The organism is Pseudomonas sp. PVC-3-1, from assembly GCF_057444315.1.
The window spans coordinates 3,716,034-3,733,490 of the sequence record NZ_CM172023.1 but is presented as its reverse complement, the minus strand read 5'-3'; the positions used below and the strand labels follow the sequence as shown (position 1 = coordinate 3,733,490).

Below are 17,457 nucleotides of genomic sequence, written 5' to 3'. Positions count from 1 at the left end.
CTGGTTCAACGCGGCAACCGCTCTAGGCTGGGCCCATCGACAGACTTCAAGGACGACAGGCATATGGACGCAGGCATGTTCGATCACCAGCGATTCCACACCGATGGTTACGCGCTGCTGCGCCGGGCAATCCCGTTCCCCATGCTGGAAGAGCTGCGCGCGGCTTTCGATGCCAACGTCGTGCCTTCGGATCGCTGGCCCGTGCCCCGCGGCATGGACTGGCTCCACGCGCAGATGGACCTGGAGCCCGCCGTCCAGGCGGTATGTCGTCTGCCGTCAATGCTGATGGCTGCGGGCACGCTGATCGGCGAGCGCTTCTTCCTCGCCCAGGCCGAAGGGCGCGAGCCCTTGCCGGACGGTGGTCATCAACAACTGCATCGCGATCTGTCGGCCCGGCGTCCGGGGGACATGGTCAGCGCCCTCGCCTTCCTCGATGACTTCTCGGCGGAAAATGGCGCCACCCGGATCATCCCCGGCAGCCATCGACCCTCTGCTGCAGAGGCGAACTTCGACTTCAACGACGAGTCCCGTTCCGTGCATCTGAGCGGCCAGGCCGGCGACATCCTGGTGTTCGACGTCGACCTCGTGCATGCCGGTAGCCAGAACATCACGGGTGCGCGCCGTCGCACGATCCTGATCAGCTACCGGGCCGAACCCCTTTACGCAGCGCATCTGGAGACGCTGAAATTGCGCAATGTCCGCATGGACACGAGCGAGCACTTCGATCCAGCGGGCGTCGAACGAAGCGCTGCAGGGCAACGCGCACACCGGTGACTGAGCGGGGCTTCACACCCGCCCAATCCGCATATTGATCGGCCAACTGACCCGATGCCGAGCAACGGGGTCGCCCCAGCGCGCAGCCATGTCGGTGGCGAAGGACTGCAACAGGTCTTCGCGGCCGGCCTCGCGGGCGCTGCGCACCGCCGACCAGGTGGAGACGTAACCGAGGAACTCCTCGAGGTTCCACTCCAGGCGAATGGCTATCTCCGGCCCCGGAAATTCGCCGAAAGGGAAATCAATGGTCGCGTAGCCGCTGTCCACCAGCTTGCGCTCGGCGGGCCAGTAGGGGCCGATTTCCTGCCAGTAGAACGTCTCGAAGCGCTCACCCAAAGCGCCCTCCAGGCGCAGCACGCCATAGCTGATCAGCGCCAGGATCGCGTTGGGTTCAGCGATCCGCCGGACTTCGGCATAGAACTTTGGCAGATCGAACCAGTGCGCGGCCTGAGCGGCGGTGATCAGGCTGGCGCTGCGGCTTTGCAGCGGCAGGTCCTCGGCCGGAGCGCAGGCGTAGTTCAAGTGTTCGTGGAGGGCGGCATGGGCGATCTGGTCCGCGCTGGGATCAAAGCCGACGACCGCGCTGAAATGCTCGGCCAGTTGCCGGGTCAGTTGTCCGCTACCGCAACCCACGTCGACCGCAAGCGCGCGGTCCGGCGCCATTGAGGCGAGGTAGGCGGAGAGCTCCGCCGGGTACTCGGGGCGGAAGCGCGCATAAGCCTGGCCGCCTTGGTCGAACCAGTTACGCAGGTCGGTGGAGGGGGAATTCATGGCTGACGGCTCCTGTCCTGACGGTTGCCTGGCATGAATGTACCGGGCAAGCAGGCTCGCCGACCAGCGCCGCAGGCCGGCGCAAGGCCTGCGGCTTGCCCGGCCCTTTGCGCGATCAGACCTGCGCCATGCCGCCATCGACGAACAGCTCGATGCCATTGATGAAGCTGGCGGACTCCGAGGCCAGGAAGGCCACCGCCTTGCCAATCTCCCGCGGCTCGCCCAGGCGGCCCAGCGGCACCTGGCTGGCCAGCGCATCGAACAGGCCCTGGCGTGCTTCCTCGGGCACCAGGTCACCAAGACCAGGCGTGCGGACGGGGCCGGGGCTGACGACGTTGACGCGGATGCCACGGTCCTTCAGGTCCAGCGCCCAGGAACGGGCGAAGTTGCGCACGGCAGCCTTGCTCGCGCTGTACACGCTGAAGTTGGCGGTGCCCTGGATCGAGGTGGTGGACGAGGTCAGGATCACCGACGCGCCATCGGTCAGCAGCGGCAGCGCCTTCTGCACGGTGAACAGCACGCCGCGCACGTTGGTGCCGAAGATGCGGTCGAAGTGTTCTTCGGTAATCGCGCCCAACGGCAGCATGTCACCGCCGCCGGCGTTGGCGAAGAGGATGTCCAGGCGGCCGGCGGTCTCGGCGATCCGCGAGTACACCGCGTCGAGATCGGCAAGCACCGAAGCGTCGGCACGGATGGCCGTGGCAGCCGGGCCGATGGCTTCGACGGCGGCGTCCAGTTCGGCCTGGCGGCGGCCGGTGATGAACACGCGAGCGCCTTGCGCGGCGAGCTCCTGTGCGGCGCCGAGGCCGATTCCGGTGCTGCCGCCGGTGACCAGTGCAACTTTACCAGTGAGGGACTTGTTCATGATGAGCTCCTGACCTTTCCGAGTTGAGGGTTCTGCCTCTCAGGCCGGCATCTGGCGCGGCTTTGCGGTGAGGCATGGCGCTACTCTAGGGTTCGTCGATTAACCGAAAAAGCGCATACAATGGAATGACTATCCACGTACATGGATAATCGAACGATCCCGTCACAGGAGTTCCCATGGATCAGCTCCAGGCCATCCGCGCCTTCGCCCGCGTGGTGGAAGCGGGCAACTTCACCCGCGCCGCCGACTCGCTGGACATGCCCAACGCCACCCTGAGCAAGCTGGTACAGGAGCTGGAAGCACACCTGGGTGTGCGGCTGCTGCAGCGCACCACGCGGCGCGTCACGGTGACGCCGGAAGGCCAGGACTATTACGCCAAGGCCAGCCGCGTATTGCGCGACCTGGAGGACATCGATTCATCCTTCAACATCGCCCGCAGCAAGCCACGCGGCCACCTGCGTATCGATGTCGGCGGCTCGACCGCGCGCGACGTGTTGCTGCCGCTGCTGCCGGACTTCCTCGCGCGCTATCCGGATATCCGCATCGACCTGGGCGTCTCCGACCGCTCGGTGGACCTGATCAGCGACAATGTCGACTGCGTGATCCGTGGCGGAGCACTGGACGCCTCGTCGCTGGTGGCGCGCGGGATCGGCCAGGCAACCATGGTCACCTGCGCCTCAGCCGAGTACCTGCGCCATAACGGCGTCCCCGCGTACCCGGAGGAGCTGCGCAATGGCCATCGACTGGTCAGCTACCTGTCACCGCAGAATGGCCGGGCAGTGCCTTTTCGCTTTGAGCGCGACGGCCAATGCAGCGAGCTGAAGCTCGAGCACCGTATCGGTGTCAATGAAAGCAACGCCCACCTCGCCGCGTGCGTCGCCGGCCTGGGCATCATCCAGACCTTTTCCTATGCCGCCGGTGCAGCCCTGCGCGACGGCACCCTGGTGGAGATCCTCGCGGACTGGCGCCCCGCGCCCTACCCTTTCCACGTCGTCTATCCGCACAACCGCTATGTCACCCACCGCCTGCGGGTGTTCATCGACTGGTTGGTGGAATGCTTCCCGACGCGGGTCGCCGGTTGAGCGCTCAGGGCTGCTTGTCGGCCAACGCCTCGAGCAGATCGGCCGACGGCACGAAGAACAGGCTGCCGGTCACCGCCGTGCTGTAGTCCAGCAGGCGGTCGTAGTTGCCGGCCGGACGGCCGACGAACATGTTCTCCAGCATCTCCTCCACCGGCGCCGGCGAGCGGGCATAGCCGATGAAGTAGGTACCGAATTCCCCTGCACCGGGCCGGCCGAACGGCATGTTATCGCGCAGGATCTTCACTTCCTGGCCGTCCTTCTCCAGGGTGGTCAGCGAACTGTGCGAACAACTCGGTTTCACGTCGTCCCCCAGCTCGATGTCGGCCAGCTTGGTACGCCCGATGATGCGTTCCTGGGCTTCGGTGGAGAGCTGGTTCCAGCCGGTCATGTCATGCAGGTACTTCTGCACCAGCACATAACTGCCGCCGGCGAAGTCCGCGTCCTCGTCGCCAATCAGGGTGAAGTGAGGGACCTCGCGGCCTTCCGGGTTCTCGGTGCCGTCGACGAAGCCGATGATGCTGCGCATGTCGAAGTAGCGAAAACCCTGTACCTCGTCGACTACCGTGATCGCATCGCCCAGGCGCGCGACCAGTTGCGAAGCCAGTTCGAAGCAGAGGTCCATCTGTTCGGCGCGGATGTGCAGCAGCAGATCGCCTGGCGTGGAAACCGCGACCCGCTCGCCGCTGCCAATCTCCCGGAAGGCATGCAGGGAAGCCGGGCGTGGAGCGCCGAACAGCGCATCCCAAGCCGCCGAGCCAAAACCCAGCACACAGGACAGATTGCCCGTCGGCACGCGCTTGCCGACCGAGCGCACCAGCGCCGCCACGTCTTCGCAAAGTGCGCGCACCGGGCTCCAGTCCTTGCCTGGCGTCAGTGTCGCGACCAGGAAGATCGCGCTGCGGGTGATCGGGCTGTCGACTGCCTGGGGTACGGGGGATTCGTTGACCATGGTTTCCATTCGCCGCCATCGGAATCGGGGAGGATGAGATTATCAAAGCAGTTCGCTCACCGGCGTGACAACGCTGGCGGCGAAAAACAAAGGGCCGGTCATTCGAGCCGGCCCTTCGGTAAAACAGATGCCACGTCGCGCCTAACGCATCGCCGCCAGCTTGAGGCCAAAGCCCAGCAGGCAGGCGCCAGCCAGGCGCTCCAGCAGATTGGCGACGCGCGGATTGGCGCGCATGCGCTCGGCCAGCTTGTGGGTCAGCAGCACGGCCACCAGCCCGTAGAGGAAGGTCACCACCGCCACGGTCGCCGCCATGAAGGCGAAGGTCACCAGCCCCTGGTGTTTCACCGGGTCGACGAACAGCGGCAGGAAGGCCATGTAGAACACGATGGCCTTGGGGTTGAGCAAGGTGATCAGCATGGTCTGGCGCAGATAGTGGCCGTTGTCCATGCGGCTCTGCCGCGGCGCCTCGCCCGGCTTGCTCATCAGCATGCGCAGCCCGAGCCAGGCCAGATAGGCCGCGCCCAGCCACTGCACGGCATGGAACGCCGCCGGGTAAGTGGCGAGCAGCGTCGCCACCCCTGCCACCGCCATCCACAGCAGAACCTGGTCCCCCAGAATCACCCCGCACGTGGCCGCCAGCCCGGCCCGCACACCACCCTTGCCGGTCGCCGTGATCAGCGCAAAATTGCCAGGGCCGGGAATGGCCAGGAGTACCACGAAGGCAATCAGGAAGGCACCGTAATCGGTCACTCCGAACATGGAAAATCTCCTGGGCAGGCACGGTGGGTCGAAGAAAGCCAGTTTATCACTGCTGTTTGCAGGCAGTTCTCTTCGCCCTGTCCGGCAGCGTATTGCCGTTGCGTCGATCGGCTGAATCCGCAGCCATAAGCAGACGCCCACGTCCAAATAGCTTGCACTGAACATATGGAAATTCGTATATTCGATTTTCCATATATTTGGTGACCCCATGATCACTCCGCCTGAAGTCTTCAAGGGCCTGGCCGACGAGACTCGCGCTCGCGCCACCCTGCTCATCGCCAGCCTGGGCGAGCTCTGCGTCTGCGAGCTGATGTGCGCTCTGGACGACAGCCAGCCAAAGATCAGCCGCCACCTGGCGCAGTTGCGCAGTAGTGGCCTGCTGCTGGACCGGCGCCAGGGCCAGTGGGTGTACTACCGCCTCAATCCCGAGCTGCCGGCCTGGGTACACGAGATGCTGCAGGTCACCCTGCAGGCCAACGCGCAATGGCTGGCCGACAACACCCTCCGCCTGCAGAACATGGACGGCCGCCCCGTTCGTGACGCCGCCTGCTGCTGATCCATTCCGAACGAGTTCTCCATGCTGGTCGCCATTGCTGTCTTCGTCTTCACCCTCATTCTGGTCATCTGGCAACCCAAGGGCCTAGGGGTCGGCTGGAGCGCCGCCCTGGGTGCGATCATCGCCCTGGCCGCCGGCGCGGTTTCGCTGCACGACATCCCGACCGTGTGGGCCATCGTCTGGAACGCCACCGCCACCTTCATCGCCGTCATCATCATCAGCTTGCTGCTGGATGAGGCGGGATTTTTCGAATGGGCAGCATTGCACGTGGCTCGCTGGGCAAAGGGCAGCGGCTACCGACTGTTCGCCTTCTGCGTGCTGCTCGGCGCGGCCGTTTCGGCGCTGTTCGCCAATGATGGTGCGGCACTGATCCTCACGCCCATCGTCATGTCGATGCTGCTCGCCCTGCGTTTCTCCCCCGCCGCCACCCTGGCCTTCGTCATGGCTGCCGGCTTCATCGCCGATACTGCAAGCCTGCCACTGGTGGTCTCCAACCTGGTGAACATCGTCTCGGCTGACTACTTCGGCCTGGGCTTCGCCGAGTACGCCTCGGTGATGGTGCCGGTGAACCTCGCCAGCGTGGCCGCTACGCTGCTGGTGCTGTTCCTGTTCTTCCGCCGCGATATCCCCAGGCAGTACGCGCTCGATGCACTGAAGGAGCCCAAGGCCGCCATCCACGACCGCGCCACCTTCATCGTTGGCTGGTGGACGCTGCTGGTGCTGCTGGTCGGACTTTTTGCTCTTGAGCCACTGGGCATTCCGGTCAGCGCCGTGGCCGCTACCTGCGCAGCAATCCTCTTTGCCGTCGCCGCACGCGGACATCGTATCTCCACCCGCCGTGTGCTGCGCGAAGCGCCCTGGCAGGTGGTGATTTTCTCCCTCGGCATGTACCTGGTGGTGTACGGCCTGAAGAATGCCGGCCTCACGGACTTCCTTACCCACCTGCTCGACCGTCTTGCCGCACAGGGGTTGTGGAGCGCCGCCATCGGCACCGGTCTGCTCTCGGCACTGCTGTCCTCGGTGATGAACAACATGCCCAGCGTGCTGGTCGGCGCCTTGTCGATCCAGGCCAGCGGCGCGGAAGGACTGGTGCGCGAGGCGATGATCTACGCCAACGTGATCGGCTGTGACCTCGGCCCGAAGATCACCCCCATCGGCAGCCTCGCCACGCTGCTCTGGCTGCATGTGCTGGAGCGCAAGGGCATGCGCATCACCTGGGGTTACTACTTCAAGGTCGGCATCCTGCTGACCCTGCCCGTCCTGCTGATCACCCTTTCGGCCCTGGCGCTGCGCCTGAGCCTCTGACATCCGCCACGTAGCGAAGGAGCCTTCCATGCGAGTCCTGTTCATGTGCACGGCCAACAGTTGCCGCAGCATCCTCTCTGAAGCGCTGTTCAACCATCTGGCGCCGGAAGGCTTCGAGGCGATCAGCTCCGGCAGCTTCCCCAGGGGCCAGGTGCTGCCGCGCAGCCTCACCACCCTGCAGCAGGCCGGCATCTCCATCGAGGGCTTGAGCAGCAAGGGCAATGACGCGTTCGAAGGCAACCCGCCGGACATCGTCATTACCGTCTGCGACAAGGCCGCTGGCGAGGCCTGCCCGGTGTACTTCGGCCCGGCGCTGAAGTCCCACTGGGGGCTGGAAGACCCTTCGGATGTCGTGGGTGAAGAGGCTGCTGTTGATGCCGCTTTCCGCGCCACGCTGGCCCGCATCGAGTCGCGCTGCCGGGCCTTCTTCGCCCTTCCCTTCGATACCCTCGGCCGCGACGAACTCAAGCGCGAGCTGGATCGCATCGGCGCGCTCTGACCAGGAGGAATCATGTCCGAGCAACTCCCCAACCTCGACCTTTCGCTGTTCGATCTGCCACCAGCAGCAACCCGTAACAGCGAGCACAAACCGCGCATTCTGCTGCTGTACGGATCGACCCGCGAACGCTCCTTCAGCCGCCTGCTGGTGGAAGAAGCCGCGCGCCTGCTGGAACACTTCGGCGCCGAGACGCGCATCTTCCATCCATCCGGCCTGCCATTGCCTGACGACGTGCCGGTAGAGCACCCCAAGGTGCAGGAGCTGCGAGATCTGGTGCAGTGGTCGGAAGGTCAGGTGTGGTGCTCACCGGAACGTCACGGCGCATTATCGGCCGTCTTCAAGGCGCAGATCGACTGGATTCCCCTGGCACTCGGCGCTGTCCGCCCCACCCAGGGCAAGACGCTGGCAGTGATGCAGGTCTGCGGCGGCTCGCAGTCGTTCAACGTGGTCAACCAGCTGCGCGTGCTTGGCCGCTGGATGCGTATGTTCACCATCCCCAACCAGTCCTCGGTACCCAAGGCCTACCTGGAGTTCGACGACGCCGGGCGCATGAAGCCCTCGGCGTACTACGACCGAGTGGTCGATGTGATGGAAGAGTTGGTGAAGTTCACGCTGCTGCTGCGGGATCGCCAGGAGTTCCTGGTGGATCGCTATTCGGAGCGCAAGGAAAGCGCCGAGCAGCTCTCCGCCCGCGTGAATCAACGTTCGATCTGAGGTCACCATGCCTATCGAAGTCAGACAAGCACGCCCCGAGGACGCCCCTGCGGTCCAGGCCATTTATGCGCCGGTCGTGACCAGCACGGCAATCTCGTTCGAGGAAGTACCGCCTTCCATCGAGGAGATGCGCCAGCGCATCGTTACGACCCTGCAGACTTACCCGTACCTTGTCGCGGTACGTGATGGGCGCTTGGTTGGCTACGCCTACGCGAGCCAGCACCGGGCGCGGGCCGCCTACCGATGGGCAGTGGATGTCACCGTCTACATCGCGGAGGGTGAGCGCCGTTCCGGGGTTGGCCGCAGCCTCTATGCCGAGTTGCTTCCCATCCTGGCCAAGCAGGGCTTCAACGCGGCTTATGCCGGGATCGCTCTGCCCAATGCCGCAAGCATTGGCCTGCACGAGCGGCTGGGATTCCGGCACATCGGCACCTTCCCGCAGGTCGGCTTCAAGCTGGGCCAATGGCACGACGTGGGCTATTGGCGCCTGGAACTCGGTGCGCCGGGTAACTCGCCCTGTGATCCTCTCCCATACCCGGACGTTGCCGGCGGAATCCCCTCTGTGGCTCGGTAGCTGCCACGCAAAGCCCCTCGTTTCCGCCTACCAGCGCAATAACCGCGGCCCGAGCACAGCGCCCAATGCAGTCGGCAGCAGCATGCCGAGCAGGTACCAGACACCCCAGAAGGGAATGCCCATCTCGGGGCAGTGCAGGCAGTACGCCAGAGTAGCGGTGGCGCCAGCCAATAGCCCTCCGGCAGCTCCGGCGATACGCAGGCGGGTCGGCGCAAGACCGCGCAGCGCCCAGAACACCCCGATGAAGGTCGGTACGCTGAGCAGCGCAATGTTCAGCGGACAGGTACGCCAGGTCTTGCCCAGGATCAGGCCGGCGCGCGCGTCGGCCGGCACGCCGGCCAGCTCCACGGCACCGCCGATCCAGACCAGCAGCACAGGCAGCGCCAGCAGCGCCCAGGCCGGACCGCCCCTTACCCCCGGGCGCGCCAGACGGCTGCTCAGCCACAGGGCAAGCGGCGCCAGGCTGCCGGGCAAGGCGACCTTGGCCCAGAACAACGGCGTGCGGGCCACCTCGCCCAGGTCAGGCCGCAGACCGAAGATGGCGGCCATCAGCAGCAGCGCGCCCAAGGCGCCGGCTGCCAGGGCGACGGCGAAGCGCTTGCCCAGGGCGTGGCGGTCCACCACGCCTTCGCCGGCGCTCAGCAAGTCGATCAGTTCATTGGTCTTCATCGCTTCGCAACCCTCGGATGATATTCGCCAGGGCCTTGAGCCCGCGGTGGATGCCGACCTTCACGGCGGAGCTGGAAAGCCCGGTCAGGCTGGCGGTTTCCTCCACCGACAGGCCCTCCAGCTTCACGTGGACAATCGGCAGACGCTGCTTGTCCGGTAGCTGCAGCAGCAGTTTGCCGAGATCGCGGCTGGCTTGCGCGGGTTCTCCGTCCTCGACGGCGAACAGCTCCCCGGCATCATCTTCCAGCGGATCATGCAGCGCTTCTCGGCGCGCATAAGCCCGGAAGTGGTCGGCCAGCTTGTAGCGCGCGATGGCCTGCACCCAGACCGTCAACGGCTGATCGGGACGGTAGGTGTGGCGGGCGTTGTGCACCGCCAGCAGCACTTCCTGCAGCAGGTCTTCGACCTCGCCGGAACGCTGGCTCAGGCGCCGGCGCAGGAAGGCCCGCAGGTGCGTGCCCAGAGCGCTGAGAAACTCACGGTACGCCACACCGTCACCGTCCATGCCACGCAGCAGCAACGCCTGCAACTGGGCCTCGCGCGCGATCAACTGTTCCTGGCTGGTAGTTCGTTGCATCGACCGTCCTGGTTACACCGCGGCTGGTTTTTTCTTCAGGCTCGCTCGCCCCCACAGGGGCTGGCAGACGCGCCGCCGGCCGGGCGGAAAAACAGGCCGTCGTTCAATACGTTAGGGCCGAGCGAAAAAATTCTCAAAATTTTTTCGCGCCGCTGTAACCGGATCAGTCCTCCCGGCGAACTACCCATCAAGCCGCAGGAAAGTCCTCCGCGGCCTTCAACCGAACTGGAGAGACCGCACCATGAAAACCCTGACCCACGCTTGCGCCGCCATCGCTCTCGCCGCCATCACCGGTGCAGCCATGGCCGACGACATGAACACCAAAGCCGCTAACGGCGCAGCCATGGAGAAATGCTACGGCGTGGCCATGGCCGGCAAGAACGACTGCAAAGCGGGCGCGGGCACCACCTGTGCCGGCAGCGCCAAGAAAGACTACGACGGCATGCACTGGAAGAACGTCCCGGCCGGCACCTGCACCTCGATCAAGACGCCCCATGGCATGGGCTCGCTGACCCCGATGAAGTCCTGAGCACAGGCCGCCGACCATGAACACATCGACGCAACTGGGCGCCGGGCTCGGGCTCAAGGCCGAACACTATGCCCAAGCCCTGAGCTGCGACGCCCGAGGACTCTGGTTCGAAGTGCATCCGGAGAACTACATGGTCGGTGGCCCTCGCCTGGCCTGGCTTGAGCGGATCGCTGAACGGCATCCGCTGTCGCTGCACGGGGTGTCGTTGTCGCTGGCAGCCGACACAGCACCAGACGAGGCACACCTGCTGCGCCTGCGCGAGCTGGTCGAGCGCGTGCAACCGATGCTGATTTCCGAGCACCTGGCCTGGTCCGCCTGGCGCGGACAGTACCTGCCGGACCTGCTGCCCTTCCCGCGCAGCCACGCCGCCCTGGCGCGCATCACCGAGAACATCCAGCGTACCCAGCAGGCTCTCGGCCGACGCATCGCCATCGAGAACCCGAGCCATTACCTGCATCTCGACGGCCACGACTGGGACGAAATCGACTTCCTCACCGAGCTTGCACTGCGCACCGGTTGCGGCCTGCTGCTGGACATCAACAACGTGCACGTCAGCGCCCACAACCTGGTCTTCGATGCCCGGCGCTACCTCGACCGCTTCCCCGCCGCCGCCATCCTGGAAATCCACCTGGCCGGACACAGCCACGACGAGAGCGGGGCCCTGCTGATCGACTCCCATGACGCGCCCATCGACGAGTCGGTCTGGGCGCTCTACCAGCACCTGATCCAGCGCATCGGCCCACGCCCCACGCTGATCGAGCGCGATGACCACATCCCCGCCTTCAGCGACCTGCTGGCCGAGCGCGATATCGCCCAGGCGATTCTCAACCTGGCGGAGGTGCCCGCATGAAAACCACGCTCGGTGCCTTCCAGAATGCCTTCGTCGAAGCGCTCTACCAGCGCCCGTCCGTGGAGCTGCAAGCCGTCAGCGAACAGGCGGGATTCGGCGTTTATCGCAACACCGTGCTCAAGGGTTGCATCGATGCCCTGTGCGACAACTTCCCCAGCGTCGAACGCCTGGTTGGCACCGACTGGCTGCGCGCGGCGGCGGCCATCCACGCCCACGAGACGCCGCCGAGCGATGCCCGGCTGGTCTTCTACGGCAAACACTTCGCCGACTTCCTCGACGCCTTCGAACCCGCCCGCGCGATGCCCTACCTGGCCGACGTGGCGCGCCTGGACCGGTTATGGCTGGAAGCCTTCACCGCGCCGCAGGAGGCTGCCCTGCAGTTATCCAGCCTGGCCGGCATGACCGCCTCGGACCTTGCCACCTGCCGTCTGCAACCACGCGCCAGCGCACGCTGGCGCTGGTTCGATTCGCAGCCGATCTACAGCATCTGGCACTACAACCGCGAAGCCCTGCCGCTGCCCGAAACCCTGCCCTGGCACGGTGAAGGCGCCCTGTTGGTCGGTCACGCCGAAGGGGTTGCCTGGCAGGCCCTGGACTTGGGCGGCTGCGTCTTCCTCGACGCCTGCGCCAGCGGGCAAAACCTCGACCAGGCATCGGCCCTGGCGCTCGAAGCGCAACCGAATCTCGACTTCACCGTGCTGCTGCGCACTCTGCTCGACGCCGCGGTATTGCGCCCACTGAACCTCACCTGAGGACGCCACCATGGACATCTCCCACCGTTCCCACTCGACCCTGCGCCATCACTGGAACACCCTCGCCGAGCGCCTGCAGCACCTGCTCAGCGACTCGCTCCTGTGCCTGGTGGCGCGCCTGGGCATCGCTGCGATTTTCTTCCTCTCCGGGCGGACCAAGGTCGAGGGCATCCTGACCATCACCCCGAGCACCTACGAGCTGTTCCAGACCGAATATGTGCTGCCGCTGGTGCCCCCCCACGTCGCGGCGCACCTGGCCACCTATGCCGAGCATGCATTCCCGGTCCTGCTGGTGCTGGGGCTGTTCACCCGCCTCTCTGCTCTGGCCTTGCTGGGCATGACCACGGTGATCGAAGTATTCGTCTACCCCGATGCCTGGCCCACGCACCTGTCCTGGGCCGGACTGCTGTTACTGCTTATTGGGCGTGGTGCGGGGGCCTGGTCGCTGGATCGCATGTTGAGGATTCGTTGAAAGGAGGCTACGGGCATGAAGCCCCCACCCAGGGCTGGGCGCCAAGGAAAGTGAAACCGGTGCGGTAGTTCGGCCCTGGGTTTTGCATACCAGCCGTTGCAGGCTCCGGTTAGATGCGAAATCCACGCCCTGACTGACGTCGGGCGCTGACCCATCCGGAAATTCCACCTGCTGGCATCTAACGGCCATTAGCTGCCTTTGGATAGGTGCGGCGGGCGGCGAGTAATAGTCCTCAGGTTCGGGCCAATGGACTCAGCGCCTGTCCGAAGTTCACCGATAATTGTCCGCTAATCATCTGGCTCGAGCTGAGTCACACTGCTGTCATCTGCCACCGGGGAATACCACCTGGATCGAGCAGATAACAATGAAAAGATCGACTGCACGGCTTCTCTTCTGGAGCCTCCTAAGTGCGCCGCCGATGGCGTGCGCATTTTCCTTCGAAACACCGGTGGACGGTCTCGACGCCTCACTGGATAGCATTGCTGAATACTCAGCGATGCTCCGCACGGGCAAGTCCGAACGGATCGTCCGCGGGGGGCAGAACCTCTTCGCCAATGCCAACGATGGGAGTGAGTACTATGCCCGAGGTCTGGTCGCCAGCGAGTTCAAGCTCACCTCCGAGCTGCACCTGAAATATCAGGACAACGGCCTGTTCCTGCGAGGAAGCGCCTGGTACGACACTCAGCTAATGGACCACCCACCGAGTGGCGGAGCCTTCGCCCTACACAACACCGACAGTGATGAGCACTTTCCGTCCGACCTACGCAACCGCCTTGGCCACGGTTCGCGACTCCTTGACGCGTATGTATATGGCAACCGCGAAATCGATGGGATGCCTGTAAACCTGCGCCTGGGCCGGCAAGTGATCAACTGGGGCGAAGGCATCTACTATGCCGACGGACTCAACGTGGCCAACCCCATCGACGTCGGCCGCATCGCCTTGCCCAATGCCAGTCTCAAGGAAGCCCTTCTTCCGACCAATATGGTTGCGCTGCAGGTTGGCCTCACCGACAGCCTGAGCGTTGAGAGCTTCTATGGGCTGGAGTGGCGGGGCAACGAACTGATGCCAACTGGAGCCTTCCTGAACGACAGCGACGTGTTCGGAAAAGGAACTAACGGCACCCTGGTAGACCTGCGACAGCAACTCGAAGCGATGGGTATTCCCGCTAATTTGGTCCCGGGTGTGAATGGAGAGGATGGCGTCGTGGCCGTCTCGCGCTATGGTCGCGAACGCGACGCCCGCGATAGCGGCCAGTTCGGCGTTGCCCTGCGCTACCTGTCCGAGGCACTAAACAACACCGAGTTCAGCCTCTACTACCTCAACTACCACAGCAAGGTGCCCTTCATGTCACTGCGGCCAGGTGCCCCCGGTGGCTGTAGTCAAGGGGGCGGCGGACGGTTCGCCAGTCTTTGTACCCTGGCCGGAGCGGTGGCACCGGAAGCGATCCCACTGGTGGACGGCCTGGATCTGCTGGACAGTAGCCACTACGACTTGGTCTACCCAGAAGACATCCGCCTGTTTGGCGTCACCGTCTCGGGCAATCTGGCCGATACCAACCTCGCAGCTGAGCTGACCTATCGCCCTAATGCGCCGCTGGAGTCATCCATGACCTGGGAAATGGAGCAACTGGCCAACGGTGCCTTGCTCGAAGGCGGCGGTAGCGGCGCGGCCATCGACTTAGGCCATTTCGGCACCGCTTCGCATTCGGCGATCAATCTGTACCAACGCGGTGAGCTCTATACCAGCTCGCTGTCCGCCATCCACACCTTCGGTCCGACTATGGGCCTGGACGGCCTGCTAATGGTGGCGGAACTGGCTTCCAATTACGTTCCCGGCAGCCTGCCGAATACTCCCAACTACCACTATTTGTCGCCCTTTTCCTGGGGCTACACCCTCAATCTAAGCGGAACTTGGGAGGATGCCTTGCCCGGCATCGACCTGCTGCCAGCGGTCACCTTCCGCGCGGACGTTTCCGGCACCTCGCCTGCGCTGAACGAAAACTTCGTTGAGGGCCGACGCAGCAGCACCCTCGAACTAGGCGCGCGCTACGGCGATAGCCTGGGCGCAAAGCTCAGCTATACGGCGTTCTGGGGCGCTCGCAAGGACAACCCGCTGATCGATCGCGACAACATCGCACTCAACCTTTCCTACTCCTTCTGACCGAGACCGAAGATGAATCGCTTCCGCATCCAGGCGGCCGGCGCGCTGCTCTGCGCACTGCTTCCCTTGCACGCCTTGGCCAAGGTGCCGGCCGACCAGGCCGCTCGCCTCGACAATGACCTGACACCCTTCGGCGCCGTCCGCGCTGGTGATCCAGCCCTGGGCATACCGGCCTGGACTGGCGGCCTGCAGCAACCCCCGGCGGGATATCCCGGCCCTGGCGCGTTCGACATTGACCCCTTTCCCGAGCAACGTCCGCAGCTAATCATAGATTCCGCCAATCGAGCGCAATACGCCGAGCACCTGAGCGAGGGCGTGCAGGCGTTGTTTAGCGCCTACCCAAGCTTCAAGGTCCCTGTCTACCCCACGGAGCGCACCTTCGCAGCACCACCGGAGGTCTACGCCAACACTCGAGCCAATGCCAGCCGCGCCGAGCTAACCTCCGGAGGCAATGGCTTCGGTGGTGCCGTCGGTGGCATTCCATTCCCCATCCCGCAGAGCGGCTTAGAAGCCATCTGGAACCATATCGCGCGCTGGCAGGGCCGTTACTTCGATGAGGTCTCGACCACAGCCCAGGTGCGCGCCGATGGTAGCTACTCCAGTCTGCGCGAACGCAACCAGCTGCTATCTAACTACTATGCCGCGAACCAGACCACGGAAGGCCTGGGCAACATCCTGTACCGCTACATGAACCAGATTCTTCCTCCCTCGCGCAGTGCCGGGGAAACCTTGCTGGTGCACGAGACTATCGACCAGGTGCAGGCGCCGCGAATGGCTTGGAACTACTTCCCCGGCCAGAGACGAGTGCGCCGCGCGCCTACTGTGGCCTATGACAACCCAGTGGATGGCTACGTCAGTGACGATGCCGACATGTACAACGGCGCGCCCAATCGCTACGACTGGAAAATTGTCGGCAAACAGGCGTTGTTCGTTCCCTACAACAACTATCGCTTAAACCAGCCGGGCCGGGCCTTCAACGATATTCTCAAACCGGGGCACATCAACCCCGACCTGACCCGCTGGGAGCTGCACCGCGTCTGGGTGCTCGAGGCGACCCTGAAGACAGGCGAGCGCCATGTCTATGCCAAGCGACGTTTCTACCTCGATGAAGACAGCTGGAACATCCTTATGGCAGAGAGTTTCGACAGCCGTGGCCAGCTTTGGCGCGTCAATCTCGCGTTCACCCAGCAGGCGTACGAAGTACCAACCCTTACCACCAGCGTCATTGTCTACCACGATCTGATCAGCCGCGATTACAGCGCCCTTGGTCTTCGCAGCCAGGAGAAGAACCCGCGTCAGTTCCAGCTGCCTGTACCGCCGGACAGCTACTGGCAACCCGCCAACCTACGCCGCTTGGGCACCAACTGAGGACGCCGCGATGAGCAGATTCCGCCCATGGCTCGCCCCCCTGATAGCCCTAGGCTTTGCCCTACTGCTGTTCGCCGGCTACAAAGGGCTACGACTGTGGCAAGTACATACGCTGTTCGAACCCGAGAACATCGTCGAGAACTTCCGTACCATGTCCCAGTTGTTTGATGCCCTTCCCGTGCAGCGTAGCGGCCCGCAACGCCCCTTGGAGGAACAACCTCGCGAGCTGCCCGCAAGCTTCAACTTCCAGGGCAATGCGATCGTCCTCAACGATTGGATTAAACAGACCGGGACCACTGGCCTGCTTGTCTTGGCGGACGACCGCATAGCCTTCGAGCACTATTACCAAGGCAACGATGTCCACACCCGAGCCATCGGCTGGTCGGTCAGCAAGTCGTTCATGTCACTGTTGATCGGCGTGGCATTGGAGGATGGGGCAATCCACGACCTGCTCGATCCGGTGACCCGGTACGCCCCACAACTCAAGGGCAGTGGTTACGAAGGGGTGCCCCTGCGGGATGTATTGGAAATGTCATCGGGTATTGCCTTCAACGAGGACTATGCCGACCCGGACGCTGACATTAACCGACTGGGGCGTACCCTTGCTCTGGGTGGCTCAGTGGACGCCTGGGTCTCCGGTCTAAAGCGCGACAGCCCTCCCGGCCAGCAACATCACTACATCAGTGTCGATACCCAGGTACTGGGCATGGTACTCAAGGGCGCTACCGGTAAGTCACCGTCGCAGTACATGAGCGAGAAACTCTGGTCCCGCCTGGGGGCCGAGTGCGATGGGTTGTGGCTGACCGACGGCACCGGTACTGAACTGGCCTTCGGCGGGGTTAATCTTTGCCTTCGCGATTTCGCCCGCCTCGGCTTGCTCTACTTGCATCAGGGGAGAAGCCAGTCCGGAGAGGCCATTGTCAGCCCCAACTGGGTCCAGGCCTCAACCCACCCACGCGACGCCCACCTGCAACCCGGACGCACGCAGGAAGAAGGCGAGCCTAACCTAGGCTACGGCTACCAGTGGTGGATTCCGAAAAGCAATGAGGGGGAGTTCATGGCCATCGGCGTGTACGGACAATTCGTCTACGTCAATCCGAAGCGGCGTGTGGTCATCGCCAAATCCTCTGCGTATGCCAACTACAACGTCGACGGCATCCGTATGGAGCATGAATCCCTCGCCGCCTTCCGCACCATTGCCCACCAGCTCAAGCCCTGACAGGAGCCCGGC

At 64.1% G+C, this 17,457-nt stretch carries 20 protein-coding genes; 14 read left to right on the top strand and 6 right to left on the bottom strand.

What is annotated here, in order from left to right; translation table 11 throughout:
- The first annotated feature begins 75 nt into the window (after window positions 1-75).
- Window positions 76-774, top strand: a complete 699-nt coding sequence (locus AC2T4A_RS17460; RefSeq protein ID WP_478378671.1) for a phytanoyl-CoA dioxygenase family protein — start codon at window positions 76-78, stop codon at window positions 772-774.
- A gap of 12 nt (window positions 775-786) precedes the next feature.
- On the opposite strand, the gene AC2T4A_RS17455 is transcribed toward AC2T4A_RS17460, so the two are convergent.
- On the bottom strand, window positions 787-1,545 hold the full coding sequence (locus AC2T4A_RS17455) for a class I SAM-dependent methyltransferase (RefSeq protein WP_478378670.1): 759 nt from the start codon (window positions 1,543-1,545) through the stop codon (window positions 787-789).
- A 115-nt stretch (window positions 1,546-1,660) separates the two neighbouring features.
- Window positions 1,661-2,410: an SDR family NAD(P)-dependent oxidoreductase gene (locus tag AC2T4A_RS17450; protein ID WP_416749192.1), complete on the bottom strand. Its 750-nt coding sequence runs from the start codon at window positions 2,408-2,410 to the stop codon at window positions 1,661-1,663.
- 176 nt (window positions 2,411-2,586) lie between these two features.
- Between AC2T4A_RS17450 and AC2T4A_RS17445 the strand changes: the two genes are divergently transcribed.
- Window positions 2,587-3,492 (top strand): LysR family transcriptional regulator, encoded by a 906-nt coding sequence (locus AC2T4A_RS17445; RefSeq protein ID WP_486741342.1) that lies wholly within the window; start codon window positions 2,587-2,589, stop codon window positions 3,490-3,492.
- Between the two features lie 4 nt (window positions 3,493-3,496).
- On the opposite strand, the gene AC2T4A_RS17440 is transcribed toward AC2T4A_RS17445, so the two are convergent.
- Together AC2T4A_RS17440 and AC2T4A_RS17435 are read right to left on the bottom strand one after the other, a co-directional pair.
- Window positions 3,497-4,441, bottom strand: coding sequence for a Dyp-type peroxidase (locus tag AC2T4A_RS17440; RefSeq protein WP_478378788.1), 945 nt, complete (start codon window positions 4,439-4,441; stop codon window positions 3,497-3,499).
- 141 nt (window positions 4,442-4,582) lie between these two features.
- Entirely contained in the window at window positions 4,583-5,200 is a 618-nt protein-coding gene (locus AC2T4A_RS17435; RefSeq protein ID WP_486741341.1) for a LysE family transporter, read from the bottom strand.
- A 208-nt stretch (window positions 5,201-5,408) separates the two neighbouring features.
- Here AC2T4A_RS17435 and AC2T4A_RS17430 point away from each other — a divergent pair, with 208 nt between their 5' ends.
- Genes AC2T4A_RS17430 through AC2T4A_RS17410 form a run of 5 tightly spaced genes read left to right on the top strand, consistent with a single transcriptional unit; the run spans window position 5,409 to window position 8,848 of the window.
- Window positions 5,409-5,756 carry a metalloregulator ArsR/SmtB family transcription factor gene (locus AC2T4A_RS17430; RefSeq protein WP_416749186.1) on the top strand — a complete coding sequence of 116 codons (348 nt, stop codon included), beginning with the start codon at window positions 5,409-5,411 and terminating at the stop codon, window positions 5,754-5,756.
- 21 nt (window positions 5,757-5,777) lie between these two features.
- Complete coding sequence (locus tag AC2T4A_RS17425) at window positions 5,778-7,061, top strand: arsenic transporter (RefSeq protein ID WP_486741340.1); 1,284 nt, start codon at window positions 5,778-5,780, stop codon at window positions 7,059-7,061.
- A gap of 28 nt (window positions 7,062-7,089) precedes the next feature.
- The gene (locus tag AC2T4A_RS17420; protein ID WP_486741339.1) at window positions 7,090-7,560 is read left to right on the top strand and encodes an arsenate reductase ArsC; all 471 of its coding nucleotides are present in this window, start codon (window positions 7,090-7,092) and stop codon (window positions 7,558-7,560) included.
- Window positions 7,561-7,572: 12 nt separating this feature from the next.
- A complete protein-coding gene (gene arsH / locus AC2T4A_RS17415) occupies window positions 7,573-8,274 on the top strand; it encodes an arsenical resistance protein ArsH (protein WP_486741338.1) in 702 nt (233 codons plus the stop codon).
- Between the two features lie 7 nt (window positions 8,275-8,281).
- Window positions 8,282-8,848: an arsinothricin resistance N-acetyltransferase ArsN1 family B gene (locus AC2T4A_RS17410; RefSeq protein ID WP_416749177.1), complete on the top strand. Its 567-nt coding sequence runs from the start codon at window positions 8,282-8,284 to the stop codon at window positions 8,846-8,848.
- A gap of 27 nt (window positions 8,849-8,875) precedes the next feature.
- Here the strand turns inward: AC2T4A_RS17410 and AC2T4A_RS17405 are convergent, their stop codons facing one another.
- On the bottom strand, window positions 8,876-9,517 hold the full coding sequence (locus AC2T4A_RS17405; RefSeq protein WP_486741337.1) for a DUF1109 domain-containing protein: 642 nt from the start codon (window positions 9,515-9,517) through the stop codon (window positions 8,876-8,878).
- Window positions 9,504-10,094, bottom strand: a complete 591-nt coding sequence (locus tag AC2T4A_RS17400; RefSeq protein WP_486741336.1) for a sigma-70 family RNA polymerase sigma factor — start codon at window positions 10,092-10,094, stop codon at window positions 9,504-9,506. Before AC2T4A_RS17400 ends, AC2T4A_RS17405 begins: the two co-directional genes overlap by 14 nt.
- Window positions 10,095-10,335: 241 nt before the next feature.
- Here AC2T4A_RS17400 and AC2T4A_RS17395 point away from each other — a divergent pair, with 241 nt between their 5' ends.
- The 7 genes from AC2T4A_RS17395 (at window position 10,336) to AC2T4A_RS17365 (ending at window position 17,445) form a co-directional block, all read left to right on the top strand.
- Window positions 10,336-10,623: a BufA1 family periplasmic bufferin-type metallophore gene (locus AC2T4A_RS17395; RefSeq protein ID WP_416749171.1), complete on the top strand. Its 288-nt coding sequence runs from the start codon at window positions 10,336-10,338 to the stop codon at window positions 10,621-10,623.
- 16 nt (window positions 10,624-10,639) lie between these two features.
- The gene (bufB, locus tag AC2T4A_RS17390) at window positions 10,640-11,473 is read left to right on the top strand and encodes an MNIO family bufferin maturase (protein ID WP_486741335.1); all 834 of its coding nucleotides are present in this window, start codon (window positions 10,640-10,642) and stop codon (window positions 11,471-11,473) included.
- Window positions 11,470-12,225 carry an HvfC/BufC family peptide modification chaperone gene (locus tag AC2T4A_RS17385; RefSeq protein WP_486741334.1) on the top strand — a complete coding sequence of 252 codons (756 nt, stop codon included), beginning with the start codon at window positions 11,470-11,472 and terminating at the stop codon, window positions 12,223-12,225. The genes bufB and AC2T4A_RS17385 overlap by 4 nt, the downstream gene beginning before the upstream one ends.
- Before the next feature lie 10 nt (window positions 12,226-12,235).
- Window positions 12,236-12,697, top strand: coding sequence for a DoxX family protein (locus AC2T4A_RS17380; RefSeq protein ID WP_478378662.1), 462 nt, complete (start codon window positions 12,236-12,238; stop codon window positions 12,695-12,697).
- Window positions 12,698-13,061: 364 nt separating this feature from the next.
- Window positions 13,062-14,858, top strand: a complete 1,797-nt coding sequence (locus tag AC2T4A_RS17375) for a DUF1302 domain-containing protein (protein ID WP_081754069.1) — start codon at window positions 13,062-13,064, stop codon at window positions 14,856-14,858.
- A 12-nt stretch (window positions 14,859-14,870) separates the two neighbouring features.
- Window positions 14,871-16,226, top strand: a complete 1,356-nt coding sequence (locus AC2T4A_RS17370; RefSeq protein WP_138526786.1) for a DUF1329 domain-containing protein — start codon at window positions 14,871-14,873, stop codon at window positions 16,224-16,226.
- A gap of 10 nt (window positions 16,227-16,236) precedes the next feature.
- The gene (locus AC2T4A_RS17365; RefSeq protein WP_486741333.1) at window positions 16,237-17,445 is read left to right on the top strand and encodes a serine hydrolase domain-containing protein; all 1,209 of its coding nucleotides are present in this window, start codon (window positions 16,237-16,239) and stop codon (window positions 17,443-17,445) included.
- Window positions 17,446-17,457: the final 12 nt, after the last annotated feature.